Source organism: Flavobacterium micromati, from assembly GCF_900129585.1.
GTDB lineage: Bacteria > Bacteroidota > Bacteroidia > Flavobacteriales > Flavobacteriaceae > Flavobacterium > Flavobacterium micromati.
Genome location: NZ_FQWF01000008.1, coordinates 71,513 through 93,204, shown reverse-complemented (window position 1 = coordinate 93,204; position 21,692 = coordinate 71,513). Strand labels below are relative to the sequence as shown.

Here is a 21,692-nt window from a genome sequence, read left to right as displayed (position 1 = left end):
AGATTTTCTAATTTAATAAAATACGAAATTTGACTAGAACGCGACTTTTTTAGTAATTACTATTCCAGTAGTCAACGTAATTTTTACAATTGCGGTTTGATTAGTTAAATTGCTATTGGAAGAGCGGAATTCGGTGCTATTAATACCGTTCTGATCCAACACTTTTTTACCTAATAAGTTGAAAATTGTAATTCGTTGTATTGTTTCTATTTGCGACTTTACTTTCAATTCGTTTCTATCCTTAGATACGATGATAGAACTATCAGCAATATCGAAATTTTCAGTGCTAAGTGTTCTATTAGTGTATCGCAATACAAAACGATCACTAAAAGTTCCTATTGCTGTGTTAAATTTATATGGTGCCACTTTTAAGTCATGAACGGTAGCTAACATTTTGTCCTCAATAAAAACGTCTTGCGATTTTAAAACACCATCAACCTCGTCAATAGCTATCGAAAATTCTCCCGCTAGCTTGGAAACATAACCTAAAGGCACTAGATCACTATCGCTAAATGGTAAAGCCCTACCTTGAATTGTTAAATTTTTATCTGCGGCAAGACTATAAAAATCAATATAGACATTACCGTTATACGTTGTTCCATCAAATGAAGAGTCATATTCATTAGTAGCTCCAGTTATATAACCCACTAACAATTGCTTGAATGCTCCTCCACTATTAGTTAAGTTAAGCCAAATTCTATTTTTTTCTATTCCAGTAGTTGTTTTTGAATTAGTTTTTGAAGTTCTAAAAAACTGAGAATTGGTCCCTGTAATTCCTCCTACTCCAACTCGCATGGTATTGTTAAAAATTATTTTACTTGCACTTGGAACTGCTCTACTGCTTGCAAAAAATCCCTGTCCTGCAGCAATTTTTCCGTTTGGTTTATTACTTTCCACTTGTGCATTATTTACTAAATTTCCTCTTGTAGCAATACTACCAGTTCCATTATATGCCGCATAGTCATTACTTGAATATTGCAAGAATCCTGAACCAGAATTACTTATTTCAGTGGCATGTGTCCAAAAATAGATTGTTCCATTTAATACAGAATTATTCGCTGCTAAAAATGCATCTGCATCTAAAGCTGATGGATATGGATTCCCTAATAGATAAAAATTATTAGCAATAATAGTCTCTGGTAATGTAATCGTTCCATTGTTTGGAACGCCAGTAAATGTTGCTTGTAATAGCGCTAAAGGGGTTGAAGGTACCGTATTAGGGCCTCTAATTATGTATCCTTTCCCCATTTCCATTGTTGTTGATGCTGTTGCAGCTTGCCAGAATCCCGAGGTTGAGTTCGCTGTCCATGAAAAAAATCGGCTTCCTGCATGACTTGAAGGATTATACGCAATTCCTCCAGATCCTGCTAATTTCAAAAGTGAAACAGGTGACGAATAATACGTGTAATCGGTCACACGAACTGCATTGTCTTTCACTCGTACATAATTTATAGCACCTGAATTATTAACAACGTTATTAATTTGTACTAAACTTGCCTCATCGTTAAAAGTTAAAGTACCATTAACAGTGAGCTTATCTTGAAGTTTTAAGGTAATTCCTGAAGCAATTTCCAGATTTTTACCGGCGTTTACAGTACAAGAACACAATTCAACATCACTGGAAATTGTAATAGAAGCCGCAGTTGGTGGATTAATAATACCTATTTTGTCTAAACCAATTCCATTATCCCAAGTTGTTCCGTTATATGTTGTTGTAATAACAGAATTTAATATGGCTGCAGATGAGGGTAGTGAGGAACAAATTCCATTAAAAACAGTAAATGTGTAATTAGTATTTGCTGTTAAACCAGTAATTACTGTTGTTAAGCCTGTACCTGTTAAACCCGTCAGACCTGCAGTGGCTGGATTTGTAGTAATAGTCCACGTTCCTGTTGCCGGTAAACTTCCTAAAGCAACACGTCCAGTTGCAGTAACGCAATTGGGTTGTGTAGTTGCGGTTATAATAGGAACAGGAATTGCAGTATTTACTTTAACTAAAACTACAAACGATGTATTGCTTGTACTACATGAAGTAGCTATTCTTCTAAACCAAGTATCTCGAGTGATTGCACCAGAAATATAATTGATACCAGTACTTGTTCCCGTTGCAGTTGTAAAGCCAGCAGTTGCGCTTGTAGTACTGCTTTGCCATTGATAAGCGTAAGTGCCAGAGCCGCCAGAAGGTGTTGACCCACTAATTGAAACAGTTGCGCCATTGCAAATGGGTTGAACATAACTGGCTAGAATATACAATCTTTTAAAAGTCCCAACACATGGATCCCCAAAAGTACCATTTGTCGCACGAAGTGTTGCTGTACTATTTCCTAAAAGAGCATTTTCAGCAATAGATTGACTTGTTACTGCATTGCAAGCACCAAAGGTAAAATTTGGTGCAGATCCGTTGGGATTTCCATAGCTGGCAAAATTTACTGTTGCAAAATAAGTTCCCGATGGTGCGTTTAATAAGGCGCTACCATTTTCATCGACAACAGCACTAATAGGCCCTGAAATTCCATTAGTAAAGGACAAATTATTATTAATAATAGAGCTATTAACTGTCACGGTGGTTGAAATACATGTTGTTATACCACAACTACCTTCGTATCTCACAAAATACATTGTTGTTGCTGTGGGATTAACTGTAATTGAATTTCCTGTCCCAACTAAGGTTCCGCCACAAGAGGCTGTAAACCAGTTTGCTGTTGCTCCTACTCCTAAATTTCCTCCGCTTACCGTCAATAATGTCGAGCCACCAGCACATATATTTGTTGATCCGGTAATAGCTGTAGGAGAAGTTGATGCGGAATTAACCGTTACAGTTGCAGTTCCTGTCAATGAAGTTGAGCAAGAAGGAAAATCTATTTCATTACCCACGCTTATTAAATTATATACAAAAACACCAGGTACGTTAGTAGGAGCTGTGACAAAATTTATTGATGTGTTTGCACCAACAAATTGAACTAAATTACTTCCACCGTTAATATTGTAAGTAACTCTAACCCCATAATTTTGTGGGTTCGTAAATGTAATAGGTACTGGTGGGGCTCCTACACAAACTGAATTTGACCCGGAAATAGAAGCAGAAGCAGGTAACTGCCGCACTTGTATATTAGTTGTTACATTACTAAAACTCTGTCCGCAACCATTTGAAGCAGATACTACTAGATTACCAGAAGTAGCAGTCGCACTAAATGCAATAGAAACGGAGAGACCGTCAGTTGATGGTATAATTGTCCAGCCAGTCTGTCCGGTCCTCCACTCGTAACTTACAGCATTTGGAACAGCTGCAATACTAAAAGTAGCTGTAGTATTTGTACATTGAGTGGAGGAGCCTATTATAGCTCCAGGCGCATTAGGTCTCGCATCACTTGTTTTAATAGTTATAATATTAGAATTAAAAACACACGTTCCAGTAGTAGCAGTTGATGGCCTAAAAACCCTCCTGAAATAACGAACATTGTTTGGATTTCCAGCTGTAACAGTTACTCCCGGAGCAGTGTAGTTTTGTCCAGTGGCACCTGAAATATCTGTAAAATTTATATTGTTTGTAGAAGACTGCCACTGATAAACCGTATTTGTGTTAATGTTACAGCTGATTAAATTTGAAGCATTTAGAGTGGTAGAAGTGTTTGAGCAAACAGTCACATTTTGAGGACTACTGATATTATTTCCAGAGCCGTCAAATTCAAGCAAACTAAAGCCTAATACATTCTGCCCACCATTCTCATAATAATCTAAAACAATTTCACTATTTGCAGTTAAATTTACTAAATTGTTGCAATAAGTTGTATTGCTTTGCTCCACCCATCGATCAAAAATCAATACACCATCTATATAAACTCGTACACCATCATCGCCATTTACGTTCATTACATAGCAACCTGCTGGCTTGTTAGATCTCATTCGATAACGAACTGCAAAAGTTTCCGTGTTAATAGTAGTTCGAATAGCTCCATTACTTAGAACTGGAAAGCAAACTTGATCTCCTCCAAAATTTTCGTTAAAACTTTCTGTTCCGACATTATAATATCCTACGTAGTTTGATGCGGAAAAAGGATTGATGTTAGAAGGAGAAGCTGGCGAACCACCACCAGGAGGAGCGCTTCCAGTCCAATTATACACATGTCCGATCCAATTACCAGTTCCAAAAGCAGCTTGACTATCTTGAGTATTGCCAATACTATTTAAAGTAACGGTTAAATTATTAGAGAAACTATTTCTGTTATTAACACAATTCGCTCTAGAAATTAAAACATAAATCAAACCGCTAATTGTTGAAGTCCAAGTAATATTTGCACCAGTGGAACTCCGCCCGTTACTAAGAACAATAGATGTATTACTAGCATCAAAAATTGTTAAATTTTCTTCCAAGGGAAAAGTGTCAGGATAAATAAAGGAATATGTAAAACCTCTCACAACATTGACCGCAATATAATCACCCGCAAATAATGAATTTACAGTTGTGATAGAATTATTAATAGGATTGTCACTACAAAATGTAAGAATTTCTCTAGCAGGCGCTTGCGGTGTACTAATCGGAAAACTGCACTGTGCTTGAAATAAATATGCATTGAAAAACAGAACTAGTAGGATAAGTAATTTTTTATTCATTGGGGCGAATTTTTTATATTTTGGCATTAAATACACTTAACAAATTTCGATTTTATTAATAGAAATAGTTAAAATATAGTTAGCCCTGCAAGATAGTTTTCCGTTTTAAATGAAATAAAATCTTTCCGATTAAAAGCTAATAAAGTCGTTGAAATACCTAATGTCCGGAATTAATTTGTTTAACTTCGATGGTGGTAATAATCAAATTATAATTATTTGGCAGTTAAGAAAAAACGCTAGAATGAGACTTACAATAATTTCCTTATAAATTTTTTATTTACTTTGTTTACAAATCAATCCCAAACATGAAAGAGGTCTTTTCAATTAAAGAAGCAGTCCATAAAATAGAACATTATTGCGCTTATCAGGAACGCTGTCATGAGGAAGTAGTTCAAAAACTACGCAGTATGAAAATGGATTCAGATGAAATTGATGTTATTTTAGTCAAACTAATAGGTGATAATTTCCTTAATGAAGAGCGTTTTGCTTGCAGTTTTGCCAGAGGAAAACACCGCATGAAACAGTGGGGGAAAATTAGAATTGTTAACGAACTCAAATTCAAAAAAATAAACCAAAGACTAATAACAACTGCATTAAAACAAATTACCGAAGAGGAATATCTAGTTACATTTCACACACTAGCGGAAAGAAACTGGGAATCCATTAGAGAAACTAACGCACTGAAAAAGAGGAAGAAATTTTGTGATTATCTTTTACGTAAAGGGTTTGAAAGTAATTTGGTTTACGAAAAAGTAAAGGAATTAGAAACAGCATAAATTTTAAAGAGACAACAATATACTCACGGCATTCCCCCCAAAACCCACGGCATTAATCAATACTTTTTTAATGGGTTTAGTTTGAATTTGCGCTTTCACGAAAGGAACGTCGATAAAAGTATTGTTGCGTATCATCATTACAGCCAGTTCCATGCTCAATATTCCCGAGGCGCCAAAAGTATGTCCGATTTTCCATTTATTAGTAGTCAATAATGGCAGGCTTTCGCCAAAAACGCTCTTAATCGCTTTATACTCCGTCAAATCGCCTTTTACCGTTCCGGGAGCATGCATAACAATAACATCAACATCGGATAAGTTAGTGTTTTGTAAAGCCATTTTCATTGATTTTTGGAAACAAGTCGCTTCTGCCGATATCGAAATGTTATGTTCTAAAATTTCAGTGGCATAACCTATTCCTTCTATAAACGCTAAAGCATTTTTAGACTTTCCTATTTCTAAGCAACAAACTCCAGCGCCTTCGCCCAGAATCATTGTCGATTGTTTTTTTTCTAAGTCAAATGCGCGATTTGGCCATTCTATAATTTTACTTTCATCACTTCCAGCGTTAGAATAAATTTTCAGCGCTCGCATTTGACCAATCGTAAAATCAGTAAGTGGTGCTTCACTCCCACCAACTAAAAATTTATCAGCCATTCCTGCGCGAAGCCAAGCTATTCCATTTAAAACAGCATGTAAAGCGGTAGAGCAAGTGATAGAATGCGAAATTTCAGGTCCTGAACTTTGTAAATCGTGAGCGACCCAAGATGAAATATTTCCTAATGTGGTTGTAGGCGATGCAAGGGTTTGTGCTTTTCCAGTTTCTAAATATTCTTTATGGTGTTTTTCAAATAGTTCAGTTGCTCCACGAGAAGATCCTATGTTTATTCCAAACAAATCATTTGCTGTCCAACCTGCATTTTTAATGGCCTTGCGCGACGCTGCAATAGCATACAAAACCGATTTGTCCAGAGCTTTGTATTTTTGATCTGACGCTCGTAAAGCAGCAACCTCATGCGCCGAATCTTTGTCTAGCTTAGCCACAAAAGTTTTACTATGATCTAAAAGATGCTGCGAAAAACAATGATTCTGTTTCAAATAATTTTGCCAAATATTTTCTGGTAAATTACCTAAAGGTGAAATGGAAGCGATGGCGGTTATGGAAATTATTTTTGACAAGGAGCTATTTTTTAGACACAAATTTCACGAATTATAGTAAATTCGAACATTTAAAATTAACAAAGGATACGAAACTAGTAGCGTTTTGATATTTTACAAATTTAAACTTTTTCTAAAGCATCTTCTACCACATCATATATTTTTTGTAATTGTTCATCAGTGATAATGTACGGAGGTAAAATATAAACAATATTTCCCACGGGACGCAAAATTACTCCATTGGCAATAAAAAAATTATAGAGCTTATTGCGCAATGTGCCGTAATAACTCTCGTTAGTCTCGGTTTTTATTTCTAATGCAAAAATAACTCCCAGAACTCTTGTTGTTGCAACTCTGGGATGATTTTCAACCTTTTTTTGGAAATCTAAATGTTTTTGGTTGACTCTGACAAGGTTATCTTGCATTTCATTCGTTCGCAATAATTCTAAACTCGCTAAAGCTGCAGCACAACCTGTTGGGTTAGCAGTGAAAGTGTGTCCGTGGAACAGCGCCTTATTGATATCATCATCGTAAAAAGCATCAAATAAATCTTGCGTAAACGTTGTGATTGCCATAGGAATTGTTCCGCCAGTTAACGCTTTGGACAAGCACATCATATCTGGTTTTTCAACTAAATAATCTGTTGCAAAAGTTTTACCTGTTTTTCCAAAACCTGTCATCACTTCATCGGCAATGGTGAGAACGCTGTTTTGTTTACATATTTGCATTAAAACGTCTAGCGTGTTTGGCTCGTACATTACCATTCCTGCCGCTCCTTGCACTAAAGGCTCATATATAAAAGCTGCGCAATTATTGTTTTCTATAACAGCTTGCAATGCATCATAACTCTCTTGTTCTTGACCTGTTATAGGAACTGGAATTCTAACTACATCTATAAACATTCCTTCAAAAGCTTGCGTATAAAACGAAATTCCACTTGCTGCCATTGCGGCAAATGTATCGCCATGAAATGCATTTTCAAAAGCGATAATAGTTGTTTTCTTTTCTCCTTTATTGAAAAAATACTGCAAGCCAACTTTAATGGCTACTTCTACAGCGGTAGAACCATTATCTGAAAAAAATATTTTTTGTTGGTTTTTTGGTAGAATTTCCATTAGCTTTTCAGCCAAAACTATTGCCGGTTCATGTGTGAATCCGCCAAATAGCACATGCTCTAAAGTTGTGAGTTGTTTGTAAATTGCGTCGGCAATAAATACATTCGAATGACCAAACGGATTTACCCACCATGAAGCAATCGCATCGATATATTCGTTATCATTTTCATCCCAAAGCAATGCACCTTTCCCTTTTTTGATCGCAATGGGTAAAGCGGCAGTTTTGTGCTGGGTATATGGATGCCAAAGGAATTGACGGTCTCTTTCAGTTAAGTTCATTGAGCAAAGATAATAAAAGAAGTTCGAGGTACGAAGTGCGAATTACGAGGACAGAAAATTTAATTGAAAATCTCCTCTAACTTAAAATCGAGTTGTGGGAATAATGGACTTTCAATCTTGTCGTCTTCAATTAACGGATGTTGACCTACAAAAATACCCTCTTTTAAAACAAAAATAAATATCGTTTTGTTTTCTGGATTTACGATCCAATATTCTAAAACGCCTGCTTCCTGATACAAATCAAATTTATAGCGCATTTCTTTTTTCGAATTTCCAGGTGAAAGTATTTCAATCATTAATTCAGGAGCACCAATTGCACCCCGGGCGTCAATTTTACTTTCATCGCAAATCACACATAAGTCTGGTTGAACTACTGTGTAAATATCAGTATCATTTTTTGAGTTTTTAGTACTCAATAAACGAACATCAAATGGAGCTACAAAAAGATTACAAGAATTATTTTTAAATTTGTTACCTAGAATAATCGTCAGGTCTCGTGAAACTTTTTGATGATACATACTCGGAGCTGGACTCATTTTGACTATTTTACCTTTAAAAAGCTCCAATCGCTCTTGAAACATCCACGTTAAATAATCCGCATAGGAATATTTTTTGGCTAAATCTAATTGGCTGATATTTGTAATCATACTTTCTTTTTTACAAATTTAACGAAAATAGTCTTTGTTATAACTTGAATAAATTTTCCTGAAACAATGCTGCATATTCTAAAATGACACGAGCTTACATACGTATTCGCCGAAATCTTCATTTAATACAACTTGCGTGTAATGGAGTAAAATTCAATATTTTCAGTTCTTCCATACCAAGATAAAAGTTCCTCAATCATAAATTATGTGCTATTACAAATACAAAGCAAAACTTAGTTAAAAATCTCTTCTAATTTAAAATCAAGTTGCGGGAATAGTGGACTTTCAATATTATCATCTTCAATTAACGGATGCTGACCTACAAAAATTCCGTCTTTTAAAACATAAATAAATATCGTTTTATTTTCTGGATTTACGATCCAATATTCTAAAACTCCTGCTTCCTGATACAAATCGTATTTATAGCGCATTTCTTTTTTCGAATTTCCAGGTGAAAGTATTTCAATCATTAATTCAGGAGCACCAATTGCACCGCGCGCATCTAGATTATTTTCATCACAAATCACACATAAGTCAGGTTGAACTACTGTGTAAATATCAGTATCATTTTTTGAGTTTTTAGTACTTCCCAACCTAACATCAAAAGGTGCTACAAAAACATTACAAGAATGAGTTTTGAATTTATTCCATAAAATTCCATGTATATTGCCTGCAACTTTTTGATGATACATACTCGGAGTTGGACTCATTTTGAATATTTTACCTTTAAAAAGCTCCAATCGTTCTTGAAACATCCACGTTAAATAATCCGCGTAGGAATATTTTTTCGTTAAATCTAATTGGCTGATATTGGTAATCATGGCTTCTTTTTTACAAATTTAACGAAAATAGTTGTTGTTACAACTTCAACAAATTCTCACGAAACAATGCTGCATATTCAGAGATTACATTTTGATCAAAATAAGGCTCATCTTCAATTCGTCCAATAAAATTTACATTTGTCTTAGAGAGAATAATCGACTCTGTAGCTTTGTTTTCATTTCCATTAAAAATAATTCCGGCAATTTTTATATTTCTGTTTTGTAACGCTTCAATAGTTAATAAAGTGTGGTTGATGCTACCCAAATAATGACGCGAAACCACAATTACTTTATAATCGGGCTGAATCAAATCAATGACACAATCCTGATCATTAAGCGGAACAAAAACACCTCCAGCGCCTTCAACAACTAGATGATTTTGTGTTACTGGTTCGATAATATTTTTGAGATCAATAGAAATGTTGTCGACTGCTGCTGCATAATGCGGACTTGCAGGCGTGTTCAACGCATAACTATTCTCAAAAAAAGTTGATTTACTGTTCGATACATATCGCTTTACTTTATGTGTGTCTGAGTTATCCAGATCACCTGCTTGAATAGGTTTCCAATAATCAGCCTCTAAAGCTTCTGTTACAATAGCTGATGCAATGGTTTTACCAACATCAGTTCCAATTCCTGTTATAAATAGTTTCATTGATTTATGTTTTCACAAAAGTAAAAAACCCATCGTTAAGATGGGCCATTTATTATTCTTCTTTTAATTCGTCTAGTATCTTTCTAATTTCCTTGGCGTATTTTCCGTAGTAAAAATGAACCCACCATTCTGCCATTAATCCGAAAAACAAAATAGTAAGGGAGATTACCACGAATATAGAAATTAATAAAGTGTTACTGATATCTGATATTTGCATGTCTGGCCTCTCAGATAATATGTGAACAGAAAGTCCCACAAAAAACAACACTACAAAAGGTGTTAAAGCAAATGTAAAGGTTTTATACAATTCCATATTTAATCTCACATCAAAATAAGTTTCATACAAACTGTCTTTTGTCCTTAAAGTGATATTATTAAGCCTTTTATAAAATAAAAACAACTTTACCAAATAGTAGACACAAACACCAAAAAACATACTAAACAGTAAATAAAAAGGAGCCCACCATTTTACAGGAAAATCATGTAACACTGGCACAAACCCGCTAAAAATAACAGCTAGCGATTGATAAATAAGTTCTTTTTTAAGATTTTTTTTAATCTTATCCAAAGGCGTATTAGCCTCTTGTATTTTTTGGAAATTATTAGGAAAAGCGATGTCATCTGTCCTCTCATTGTTCCATTGATTTTGTATATCGTTAAAATCCATATCCTTGATTTTTTATAATTTCTTTCAATTTTTCTTTGGCTCTATTTAATTTCACTCTGGCATTCCCCTCTGAAATACCTAAATTGTCTCCAATTTCTTTATGTGAAAATCCTTCCAGTTGATAAAAGATTATTGCTTTGTCAATTTTTCCTATTTTTTGAACGGCTTTATAAAAATGATCTAGTTGGCTCTCTTTAATGTGGGAATCACACTCTTCCTCTTTTATATTGTCTGAGGGAATTTCGTACTTGTCGACTTTCCTCTTTTCTTTCTTTAGAAAAACGATAGCTGTATTAATAGCTACTCGATACATCCAAGTCGAAAACTGACTTTCGTTACGGAAAGAATCATACGATTTCCAGAGCTGACAGATAATCTCCTGAAACAAATCTTGTTGATCGTCAGGATTATCCATATACATTTTGGAAACTTTATATAAAATCCCTTTATGTTTTTCAGTCCGAATTAAAAATTCTTTTTCTTTTTCTTTCAAAATGCAATTAGTTCTTGACTGGCCTTACCGTATAACCTGATTTCCTTAATAATTTAATTACTCCCTGTGCCCCGAGCAAATGAGCAGCTCCAACTGCAAAAAAAGTACTTTTATCTTTCATCAAACATGGCGTCTTTACAAGCCAGTTTTCATTTCTCACATCTAACAGCCATTTTCTGCTTTTTGCATTCGTCTCTTTTTGATCCGTAATGTCTTTATATATTTCTGGAAGGTTTTCTTGAATGTAATCTTGAACCAACTTTTTTGTGTTATCGTCATTTGATTCTTGTAACATTGTAATCATCTCCGAATCAGAATATGCATTGCTTAAGAAATCTATCTGTGCTTGAAGTGTTTCAAATCCAGTAAAACTTCTATTAGGATTTTTAACTATTGCAATAAATTCCATTTCATAAATTTTAATATCAACACGCCCAAAAGATTTCATCATAATTAAACTCATTACGGTCATCAAACTAAACTTGTCAATTTGTTTGACTGTCATTCCTGTTCGCTTTTGTAATAAAGCATCAAGGTCATTAAATTGTTCTGCGCTCAATATCATACTTAATGGTTCTTTTCCATTTGCTAGTTGTTGGGCAGCAGCCATTTCATTTGGATCTGATAAATTAACCTCTAAAACTAAATTATCTGAAGTTGCAAAAGCTTTCTGAGTTTTATCCGATAGAAAATAGTCATTCACAATAATTAGATTTTGATTGACTTTTAGTTTGATGATTGTAACCTTCTTAAATTACTTACTATATTTTGTTCTTAAGACAGAAAATACTCCCGCCAAAAATAAGCATGACCACATAAGTAACATTTCAGAATTTGGTTTATCATAAACATATTGATTTACGAAAGCGTAGCCTAATCCTATTGCACTGATAAAAATGCTAATAGGTCCAAAATAATTTCTTTCGCTAAATTTTTTTGTTGTTGCTGTTTTCACGATGGTTTTGTTTATTTGATTACTACTAGTGAGTAATTAAATAAGCAAAACGTTACAAAAAAAATTAATTTATTTAAAGAAGTGAGTAAATACAATGCATGACAGCCGAGATTTCTTCTTGTGTATTATAACTGTGTAAACAAAAACGCAGACGTTCTTGACCTTCTGGAACCGTAGGCGAAAGTATCGCCTTCACATCAAATCCTTTTTCTTGGAGCTGGCTGGCAATTATTTTTACTTTTTCATTTCCAGGAATAATAGCGGATTGTATCGCCGATTTGCTTCGAACAAAAAGCGGCTTTAATCCCAACATACTCTTTTCCTGATTGAAATGAATGATGTTTTCTCGGAGTATTTCTATATTTTTTTTCTCTTTTTCTAAAAATTGATAGGCAATCAAAATGGTGGCAACCGAATGTGGCGAAAGCCCAGTGGTATAGATAAAACTTCGAGCAAAATTTATTAAATACTCTTTTAATTGTACCGAACCCAAAATTGCGGCTCCGTGACAACCCAAACCTTTTCCGAAAGTCATTATGCGCGCAAAAACGTGATCTTGCAATCCCAGCATTTGAACAAATCCTTCGCCTTTTGAACCAAAAACTCCCAAAGCATGCGCTTCATCAACAACTAAGTAACAATGGTATTTATCTGAAAGCGAAACTAATTCTTCCAGATTTGGACAATCGCCATCCATAGAAAAAACAGATTCGGTGACAATATAAATAACGGTGTTGGGATTGCGTAAAATTAACTTTTCTAAATCTTCAAAATCATTATGATTGAATTTATACGCTTTTGAATTCGACATTACAATTCCATCTCGAATGGAGGCGTGACACAATTCATCATACAAAATAATATCATTTCGTTGCGGTACACAACCAAAAAAACCAACATTAGCATCGTAACCCGAATTAAAAATTAACGCCGCTTCTGACTGGTGAAATTGAGTAATAAAATCTTCCGTTTCTTGATAGAGTTTATGGTTTCCAGATAAAAGCCTGGAACCAGTTGCTCCGTTTTGATAAATCTTTCTACTGATTAAATACTCATGCGTTTGATTAAAAATAATTTCCGACTTGGAAAAACCGAGGTAATCATTGGAAGCAAAATCAACTCTTTCATTAGACAAAGGTAAGTGGCGCAAGGCATTGTTTTTCTTGCGAGCTTCAAGTTTTGCCGATAGATTTTTTGGAAAATGTTTCATATTCAGCAAAAATAAGGATCTTTTTTGATATAAAATTTTTAAGATAAAGCACTTTGACTTTCTTCCAAAATGAGATTATAATTGTTTTTCGACCGCTTTTAATCATCATAACTGGCAAGAACTATTTATTGATGTACTTTATGCCTTAAACTGTAAATTATAACACTTACAATATAGTAGGTAATTTGATAAGAGAGTAAAGCACACACCTAAACTACCTTATGTTTTTTAAAAAATCAGATTATTAAAATCTTCGTTTAAATGTAAATAAATGAGAAAATAATGATTATTTAACAAACAACGACAAACTATTATTAAATATTTTCGAAAACGATTTCGATTTCTGTTTTTTTAAGAATTTGTTAAAAAAAACTTAAAATTTTATAACTTGACGATATTGGAATGAATACTTTTTTACATTCGATAATTATGAAGCAAATCGCATCACTTTTTATATTAGTAACATTGTTTTACAATGCAATGGGATACTACTTGATCTTTGCGTATCACGAAGAACAAGCGTGGGTATTATCGATGGAAAAAAGACACGATTCAGAGTTTCAGATTATAAAATTAAATGCCAGTTTATATTCGTTTGTTGAGGATACAGATTTTGAATACGTCAACGAAAATGTAGTGATAAACAATAAGAGTTACCACATCTTCAAAAAAAGAATTAGAGACAATATTTTAAGCCTTTATTATCTGCGCAATTCACATCATGAATCAATAAATCAAGATGTTAAAGATATTGTTGACAATCAATTATTCAACACCTCTTCATCAAAGGAGTCACCAGTAAAGAAATTACTTAAATCTTTCCTGAAAGACTATGTTGCCAATACAGAATTTTGTTATTCCTTTTCAACCTCGATGCAAAGGACATTTGTAGCCTTTACTAAAAACCCTAAAGAAACTCTACTTTCGGGACACTTTACTTTATTTTACACTCCCCCTGATTTAGTTTGATCTATATTTCAAATCAAAAATATTTATTGTAACAGCTACTCCATTTACGTCAATGTTCTCATGCTACAAAATTTTTGAATCAAAGATAAAAACTATAAAATCAACCATAACGTTGTATGAATGGCATCATATATTAGCATGGAATGTAATTTGAATTCACGAATTTTCTTGATTGATGAATTACTACGGCTATCAAAAACGCAAAATTCTTTACCGTTTTTACGAAGCAAAACAATCAGCAAATACTTTTTGCTTTTATAAAGAGCTACCATTACGACCAAAATCTTTTTTGATGAAAATATTTTATTTAACGTGCTTTTTGTTGGCACCTTTATTTATCAGTGCTCAAACCGACATTGACGGTATTATGATGAGCAAAAATAATTTTTGTTTTGGCGCAATTTACCAACACAGTAGCTGGAACAAGTTCTAGGAAGGGACTTTTAAAAGAGAAAATCTTAATCTTGGTACTGTTTCTACACAATCGGTTGCCCTAATGGGCAACTACGCTGTCTCTGATAAACTGAATGTCATACTAAATCTTCCATACATAGAAACCAATGCGAGCGCTGGATCAATGGGAGGCCAGAATGGTCTGCAAGACATAGCATTAACTGTAAAATACATGCCTTTTAGAAAAATAAGAGGAAAATCTATATATTCATTATTTGCATTAGGAAGCTTTTCAGCGCCAGTATCTAATTATCCAGCCGATTATTTGCCATTAAGTATTGGATTAAGAAGCAAAACAGCAGCCTTACGATTAATGAGTGACTATCAAAGAGATCGTTTTTTTTCCTCATTATCAGGATCTTACGTAAAAAGAGCCAATATTGAAATTGATAGAAATGTGTATTACACAACAAAAATGTACTACACCAGTGAAGTCACAATGCCTGATGCTATTTCAGTTAACCTTAGAATAGGATATCGCACCAGCAACCTTATAGTTGAAGCAATCCTTGATAACTGGGTTACTCAATCTGGTGGATTTGATATCACAACTAACAACATGCCTTTTCCAAGCAATACAATGAATACTGTAAAAATAGGTTTAAACTCGAAGTATACTTTAAAGAAGGCATCTGCATTATCAATTAATGGAGGTTGTAATTTTGTTACCGATGGAAGAAATATTGGACAATCGTCCACCTTTTATTCAGGATTGTTGTACGTAGTTAATTTTAAAAAACACTCACAAAATGAAAAATAAAACACAAAAAATCGCCTGTCATGCCTTTTTGCTTTTGTCACTTTTCTTGAACTATTCTTGCAGTGATGAATTAACAGAACGTAACGACCAATTCCCTCAATTAAATCCCAACAACAATGATGAACTAGCAGGAACTTGGAAACCTTTGTTGTTAACCAAGCCGGATGAATTTTCTTTAGATGCTCCAATAGCCACAAACTCTGCAGCTTTTGCAAGGGAAATTAATGAAATAAAAAGCTATCAAGCAAACCTTACGACTGACCATAAAAAAATAATAAAATATTGGAGTGTAGGAGGTGTTTTAAGGTGGAATGAAATTATGCGAACATTAGTAGCCAAGCATAATCGTCCTCCTTATCAAAATGCGGATGGCACATATCCAGCGCCATCCGCAGCAAATCCTTTTGCAAATCCGCAATTCCCCTTTTCTAATCCGCCCTATGCCGCAAGAGCTTATGCGTATGTAAGCGCTGCACAATATGATGCGTTAATTGCCACTTGGCATTATAAAAAATTATATAATCGAGCCGCACCATTTGCAGTGGATGCTACTTTGCCAGTTTTAGTACCAAAAAGTACCTTGCCTTCTTATCCATCTGAAGATGCTGTTTTGGCTGGAGTTACGGTTGAATTGTTGAAATTATTATTCCCAACAGAAATCGCTTATGTACAAGAAAAAGCAGACGAACAAAAATTATACCGCATTCTTAGCGGGGCTAATGTACGTAGTGATGTTGATGCAGGAATTATTTTAGGCCGAAAAATAGCGGCAAAATTTATTGCTCGAGCTGCTTCTGATGGTAGTGCCGCCGCTATTGGAAATCAAGCCATTTGGACTCAACTGCAAACTCAAACTGCTGCCACCGGAGAAATTCCTTGGCTATCATTGGATATACCTGCTAGACCTCCTATGCTACCTTTGTTTGGTATAGTTAAATCATTTTTAATGACTCCTGAAATGGTCGTAGCCAGCCGGCCAGTTCCACCGCCCTCTACAAAATCGGTTCAGTTTGCAAAGGAATTAGCAGAGGTAAAAAATTATGAAAAGCATGCCACCAGAAAAAGTATGGAAATTGTTACTTTTTGGGCTGATGGAGTTGGAACCTATACACCGCCGGGACACTGGAATGCCATTGCATCTGAAACATTTGTAACACTAAATTATAGTGAAGTACGATGGGCACGAAATCTTGCCTTACTAAATATTGCATTGATGGATGCGGCAATTAGTTGCTGGGATGCAAAATACATTTATTTTAACCCAAGACCGTCGCAAGTAGATTCATCGATAGAAACATTGACAGGAATTCCTAATTTTCCTGCGTACGTATCGGGCCATTCTACTTTTAGTGGAGCAGCTTGTGTGATTTTATCGCATATCATTCCTAGAAAAGCCGCTGAATTTGCAGCCATGGCAAAAGAAGCTTCGGATTCTAGAATGTTTGGATGCATTCATTATAGAAGCGATTGCGAAAAAGGATTTGAATTAGGCGAAAAAGTAGGCAGTTTTGCAGTGGCAAGAGCCCGTGTAGATGGTGCTGAATAAGCACTGCTCTACTGCACCTTATTTTAAGGTCCACTTTTACTGATAATTGCTGACTGATTACTAAAAAATGGTCTGCTCTTAATAAACAAAATACTAATTAAATACCGAAAAATTAAACGAATTTATAAATTCTACTATCAGCCGTGTCGCTGACTACCAGAAAATAAGACGATAAATACTGTTTAGCAATACTTATGAAATTGGGTAACTAAAACAATAATAAAACAGTTTACTCTAATTTAATATTTCTTAATTTTATGTGTATAAAAAGCAAAACTATTACTATATCGATCATTAACAACTACTAAATGACATCTATACTTTATAAAAGAGCGACTACTCTAGACGAACTAGACCAAATCAGAAAGCTACAATTACAAAATAGTCCACAATGTATAAATGCCGTCGAAAAACTTCAGGAGGGCTTTGTTACAGTACAACATAGCGTTGCGCTATTGGAACAAATGAATTTTGCATGTGCGCACATTATAGCCAAAGATAATGACTCAGTAATAGGTTTTGCATTGGTGATGCTTTCCAGTTTTAGAAACGAAATCAAGTTACTCATCCCTATGTTTGAAAAAATTGACGAACTAGTTCCCAAACGTAAAACTTATGTTGTAATGGGTCAAATTTGCATTGCAAAAAATTACAGGAAACAAGGTTTATTCCGCGCACTATATCATTTTTATAAATCAGAATTAGAAGATCAATTTGATTTTCTAGTTACGGAGGTTGATGCTACAAACGTTCGCTCCTTGCAAGCTCACGAAGCCGTTGGTTTCAAAATAATTGACAGTTATGAAGAGGATGGAATTGTTTGGAATATTGTGAGTTGGGATTGGACATAAAAAAAAACCTAACATTTCTGTTAGGTTTTCCTATTTCATATTTGAAATTAGTTTAGTCAACTAATACAATTATTTTATTATTTTTCATTTCAATTGTACCTGAATTGATCGATAACGTATAATTTTGATCATTTACTTTTGTAAATTTACTCGCTACTTCTTTTGCGAAAGCGAAATTAGAAGCGGTAATTTTCACATCTCCTTTTTCCAATATTGAAACTATGGGCGCGTGATTATTCAAAATTTGAAAACTACCGTCAACTCCTGGCAGTGTCACCGAAGTAACTTCTGCTGAAAATAATTTGGCTTCTGGTGATACTATTTCTAAAATCATAATTTTTAAAATTCCAATTTTTAAAATTCCAAATTCCAATTATTGGGATTTGGAATTTGAATATTTGATTTTGTTATTAAGCTTCCGCCAACATTTTTTCTCCTGCTTCGATCGCTTCTTCGATAGTTCCTTTTAGGTTAAAAGCTGATTCTGGTAGGTGATCTAATTCGCCGTCAATAATCATATTAAATCCTTTGATGGTATCTTTAATATCTACTAAAACTCCTTTCAATCCTGTAAATTGCTCAGCAACGTGGAAAGGTTGAGATAAGAAACGTTGTACACGACGAGCTCTTGAAACGGCTAATTTATCTTCTTCAGATAATTCTTCCATACCTAGAATGGCGATGATATCTTGTAATTGCTTATATTTTTGCAGAATTTCTTTTACTCTTTGTGCGCAATCGTAGTGCTCATTACCCAAAATTTGTGGTGTAAGAATTCTTGAAGTTGAATCTAATGGATCCACTGCAGGATAAATACCTAGTTCCGCAATTTTACGAGACAATACTGTTGTTGCATCAAGGTGAGCAAACGTTGTTGCTGGTGCTGGATCTGTTAAATCATCTGCAGGAACGTAAACCGCTTGTACAGATGTAATAGAACCTTTATTTGTTGATGTAATGCGCTCTTGCATTGCTCCCATTTCGGTAGCAAGAGTAGGCTGATAACCTACAGCGGATGGCATACGACCTAAAAGTGCAGATACCTCTGATCCTGCCTGTGTAAAACGGAAGATATTATCCACAAAGAACAATACATCTTTTCCTTGATCAGTTCCAGCTCCATCACGGAAATATTCAGCGATAGACAAACCCGAAAGTGCCACACGAGCACGAGCTCCTGGAGGCTCATTCATTTGTCCGAAAACGAAAGTAGCTTTAGACTCTCTCATTCCTGGTAAATCTACTTTAGACAAATCCCATCCTCCATTTTCCATAGAGTGCATGAACTCGTCACCGTATTTTATAATTCCTGACTCTAACATCTCACGAAGTAAGTCATTCCCTTCACGTGTTCTTTCTCCTACTCCTGCGAATACTGAAAGACCACCGTGACCTTTTGCTATATTGTTAATCAACTCTTGGATTAAAACTGTTTTACCAACACCTGCACCACCAAACAATCCAATTTTCCCCCCTTTAGAGTAAGGCTCAATTAAATCGATAACTTTGATACCAGTGAATAAAACTTCAGACGAAGTTGATAAATCTTCAAACTTTGGAGCTTGACGGTGAATTGACATACCATTTTCACCTGTTTTAGGCAATTCTGGCAAACCATCAATTGCATCTCCGATTACGTTAAATAAACGACCGTAAACGTCAGCACCGATTGGCATTTGGATTGGATTTCCAGTACCTACTACTTCATAACCTCTACTCAAACCATCTGTTGAGTCCATCGAAATGGTACGAACGGTGTTTTCACCAATATGAGATTGTACTTCAAGTACTAATAATGTACCATCTTTTTTTGTGATTTCTAATGAATCATAAATTTTTGGAAGTTCAACATCTTTACCGTTGAAAACTACATCAACTACTGGACCAATGATCTGGGCAACTTTTCCTATTACTTTTGACATTACTTATGTGTTTATTAAATAGCTAATTAGGCTTATGAATGAGTACTAATCGGAACTTTCCGATTGCATGCTTTTTTCAGTTTGCAAAGATAATTTTTTAATATAAAAAATCAACATCTTTTACTATAAAAAAAATGAAATATTACATGATCGATAAAATCGACAAATCCAATAATTTTTCACTTTTATCAAAATAAAAAAAACCACCGCGTAGTAAAAAACGGGTGGTTGATTTAAATATTTTTATAGTCGATTTTTATAAAGAAGCTGGATACAAAATACGATACAATCCAACATTTACGTTTTTAAAGTTGGAACCATACTTTACGTTTATCGCATCTGTAAATAAATTTGCTATAATCGCATAACCTCTTGGACTTGGATGAACTCCATCTAAAGAGAACATTCCGCCAGTTACAAAAGTTGATGTTGTTGTAAATCCATTGTACACTATTCCTCCACTTGCCAATCTATCCGTAACAACTTTTAGTTCAACAAACGCTAATCCTTTAGCGTCAGCCACAGATTTGATTGTTGCATTGTAAGCATCTGTTGCCACTTTAACTTCTAAAAATTCAGCTGCGGTTAATACATGAATATCTTGCATAGGAAAAGTAACGCCAAATACATTTAATGGAGCAGGAACGCCTGCCGGTGCAGAAGCAATTACAGATTGAGCGGTTAAAACAATAAAATCGTCTTTAGTTGCTTGTCTTGCTTGTCCAAAAACTTGACCATAAAATGTTGCAGTTGCCAAACCTAAATCTGGTGTAAAAGCCGCGGTTAATTGAGCCGATAAGTTTGGTAAACTTTCATCTACAATTAACAATGGATTCGATACTGTTGTTGACAATAAGTTAACTCGATCACCTGCTCCGAAAACTGTTAATGCCGCTTTTAACGGTCCATACAACTGAGTATTCACAGCCGAAATTGTCCCATTTCCCACAGCAACATTTCCGCGACCTAAAACTGAAGCTGACAATGGATTAAAAGGAACAGTGGTAAAGAATGGTAATGCTGTTACATAAGGTAGATTAGCAACTACGCCTTTTGCTCCATTTGCAGTCATTGCATTTACTATAGCTGAATAGGCTCCTGCAAAAACAGTAGGATCAGTGATGTCATTACTTGCATAAGTAGCTGGATTCATGTTACCAGTACGATTCACTCCTGAACCGCCAGAAGTAGCATAACCTAAAACATCATTTCCTCCTATCCATAATGAAAAGAAAGTAGGAGTTTGCGCAACTGCGTCAGCAATAACGGTTGTAGCAGCTGTTGAAGCGAACCTTGCAAAATATGGATTTCCTGCTGTGCTTCCATAACCGGCAGTTACTAAATGAAAACTTTTGGCCCCTGGAATCCCAAGGTTGTTAAAAGCACCCGTTAACTTAGCAGTTATACTTGTTGATGGTGTTCCTGGTACCGGAACCGGAGCCACTCCATTAAAAAACAGTCGAGGTCCGAAAACTGGCACACCTGCAAATCCTCCAATATTATCGGCCATAAAAGGTGTTTTAAATTCACCGCCTCCCGCCAAAGCAAATTGTTGCGCTATAATATTAGGATAAGATCCCTTTTGTCCTTCGATGAATAACGCATTGTCACTAAAACCAGCAGCATACGAATCTCCTAAAGCGATATATTTTGTCACCACTGCTGAACCTGCAGTCAATGCTTTCCCGTCAGAGGAAGTTGTGTCAATCAGAACTTCATCATCATTATTACATGCTACAAATGCTACAGAAGCAAATAGTAACCATTTGAAATTTTTTATCATTGTTTTTTGAATTTAGATTTACTG

19 protein-coding genes are annotated in these 21,692 nt (G+C 34.9%); 5 read left to right on the top strand and 14 right to left on the bottom strand.

The window, feature by feature from the left end; genetic code table 11:
• Positions 1–33: 33 nt before the first annotated feature.
• Complete coding sequence (locus BUB42_RS09825) at positions 34–4,611, bottom strand: T9SS sorting signal type C domain-containing protein (RefSeq protein ID WP_170857213.1); 4,578 nt, start codon at positions 4,609–4,611, stop codon at positions 34–36.
• Between the two features lie 305 nt (positions 4,612–4,916).
• Between BUB42_RS09825 and BUB42_RS09820 the strand changes: the two genes are divergently transcribed.
• Positions 4,917–5,387, top strand: coding sequence for a regulatory protein RecX (locus tag BUB42_RS09820; RefSeq protein WP_073019704.1), 471 nt, complete (start codon positions 4,917–4,919; stop codon positions 5,385–5,387).
• 3 nt (positions 5,388–5,390) lie between these two features.
• Here BUB42_RS09820 and BUB42_RS09815 read toward each other — a convergent pair whose 3' ends face one another.
• From BUB42_RS09815 to BUB42_RS09775, 10 genes are all read right to left on the bottom strand, one after another.
• On the bottom strand, positions 5,391–6,563 hold the full coding sequence (locus BUB42_RS09815; RefSeq protein ID WP_073019702.1) for a beta-ketoacyl synthase N-terminal-like domain-containing protein: 1,173 nt from the start codon (positions 6,561–6,563) through the stop codon (positions 5,391–5,393).
• A gap of 101 nt (positions 6,564–6,664) precedes the next feature.
• Positions 6,665–7,936 carry an adenosylmethionine--8-amino-7-oxononanoate transaminase gene (gene bioA, locus BUB42_RS09810; RefSeq protein WP_073019699.1) on the bottom strand — a complete coding sequence of 424 codons (1,272 nt, stop codon included), beginning with the start codon at positions 7,934–7,936 and terminating at the stop codon, positions 6,665–6,667.
• Between the two features lie 59 nt (positions 7,937–7,995).
• Positions 7,996–8,583 (bottom strand): Uma2 family endonuclease, encoded by a 588-nt coding sequence (locus BUB42_RS09805; protein WP_073019697.1) that lies wholly within the window; start codon positions 8,581–8,583, stop codon positions 7,996–7,998.
• Between the two features lie 233 nt (positions 8,584–8,816).
• A complete protein-coding gene (locus tag BUB42_RS09800) occupies positions 8,817–9,404 on the bottom strand; it encodes a Uma2 family endonuclease (protein WP_073019695.1) in 588 nt (195 codons plus the stop codon).
• Between the two features lie 37 nt (positions 9,405–9,441).
• Entirely contained in the window at positions 9,442–10,059 is a 618-nt protein-coding gene (bioD, locus tag BUB42_RS09795; RefSeq protein ID WP_073019693.1) for a dethiobiotin synthase, read from the bottom strand.
• Between the two features lie 52 nt (positions 10,060–10,111).
• Positions 10,112–10,726 carry a hypothetical protein gene (locus BUB42_RS09790; protein WP_073019692.1) on the bottom strand — a complete coding sequence of 205 codons (615 nt, stop codon included), beginning with the start codon at positions 10,724–10,726 and terminating at the stop codon, positions 10,112–10,114.
• Positions 10,716–11,219 carry an RNA polymerase sigma factor gene (locus BUB42_RS09785; RefSeq protein WP_073019690.1) on the bottom strand — a complete coding sequence of 168 codons (504 nt, stop codon included), beginning with the start codon at positions 11,217–11,219 and terminating at the stop codon, positions 10,716–10,718. The genes BUB42_RS09790 and BUB42_RS09785 overlap by 11 nt, the downstream gene beginning before the upstream one ends.
• A gap of 7 nt (positions 11,220–11,226) precedes the next feature.
• A complete protein-coding gene (locus BUB42_RS09780; protein WP_073019688.1) occupies positions 11,227–11,922 on the bottom strand; it encodes a TraB/GumN family protein in 696 nt (231 codons plus the stop codon).
• A gap of 51 nt (positions 11,923–11,973) precedes the next feature.
• Positions 11,974–12,174, bottom strand: coding sequence for a hypothetical protein (locus tag BUB42_RS16425; protein ID WP_170857212.1), 201 nt, complete (start codon positions 12,172–12,174; stop codon positions 11,974–11,976).
• 73 nt (positions 12,175–12,247) lie between these two features.
• Positions 12,248–13,384 (bottom strand): aminotransferase class I/II-fold pyridoxal phosphate-dependent enzyme, encoded by a 1,137-nt coding sequence (locus BUB42_RS09775; RefSeq protein ID WP_073019686.1) that lies wholly within the window; start codon positions 13,382–13,384, stop codon positions 12,248–12,250.
• Between the two features lie 402 nt (positions 13,385–13,786).
• Here BUB42_RS09775 and BUB42_RS09770 point away from each other — a divergent pair, with 402 nt between their 5' ends.
• The 4 genes from BUB42_RS09770 (at position 13,787) to BUB42_RS09755 (ending at position 17,963) form a co-directional block, all read left to right on the top strand.
• Positions 13,787–14,353 (top strand): hypothetical protein, encoded by a 567-nt coding sequence (locus BUB42_RS09770; protein WP_170857211.1) that lies wholly within the window; start codon positions 13,787–13,789, stop codon positions 14,351–14,353.
• Positions 14,354–14,849: 496 nt separating this feature from the next.
• Entirely contained in the window at positions 14,850–15,566 is a 717-nt protein-coding gene (locus BUB42_RS09765) for a transporter (protein WP_139257337.1), read from the top strand.
• Positions 15,556–17,112, top strand: coding sequence for a vanadium-dependent haloperoxidase (locus BUB42_RS09760; RefSeq protein WP_073019683.1), 1,557 nt, complete (start codon positions 15,556–15,558; stop codon positions 17,110–17,112). The genes BUB42_RS09765 and BUB42_RS09760 overlap by 11 nt, the downstream gene beginning before the upstream one ends.
• A gap of 308 nt (positions 17,113–17,420) precedes the next feature.
• Positions 17,421–17,963, top strand: coding sequence for a GNAT family N-acetyltransferase (locus BUB42_RS09755; protein WP_073019681.1), 543 nt, complete (start codon positions 17,421–17,423; stop codon positions 17,961–17,963).
• Between the two features lie 52 nt (positions 17,964–18,015).
• On the opposite strand, the gene BUB42_RS09750 is transcribed toward BUB42_RS09755, so the two are convergent.
• The 3 genes from BUB42_RS09750 to BUB42_RS09740 form a co-directional block, all read right to left on the bottom strand.
• Positions 18,016–18,297, bottom strand: a complete 282-nt coding sequence (locus BUB42_RS09750; protein ID WP_073019863.1) for a F0F1 ATP synthase subunit delta/epsilon — start codon at positions 18,295–18,297, stop codon at positions 18,016–18,018.
• Positions 18,298–18,373: 76 nt separating this feature from the next.
• Positions 18,374–19,885, bottom strand: coding sequence for a F0F1 ATP synthase subunit beta (gene atpD / locus BUB42_RS09745; protein ID WP_073019679.1), 1,512 nt, complete (start codon positions 19,883–19,885; stop codon positions 18,374–18,376).
• A 256-nt stretch (positions 19,886–20,141) separates the two neighbouring features.
• Positions 20,142–21,668 carry an SGNH/GDSL hydrolase family protein gene (locus BUB42_RS09740; protein ID WP_073019667.1) on the bottom strand — a complete coding sequence of 509 codons (1,527 nt, stop codon included), beginning with the start codon at positions 21,666–21,668 and terminating at the stop codon, positions 20,142–20,144.
• Between the last annotated feature and the right edge of the window lie 24 nt (positions 21,669–21,692).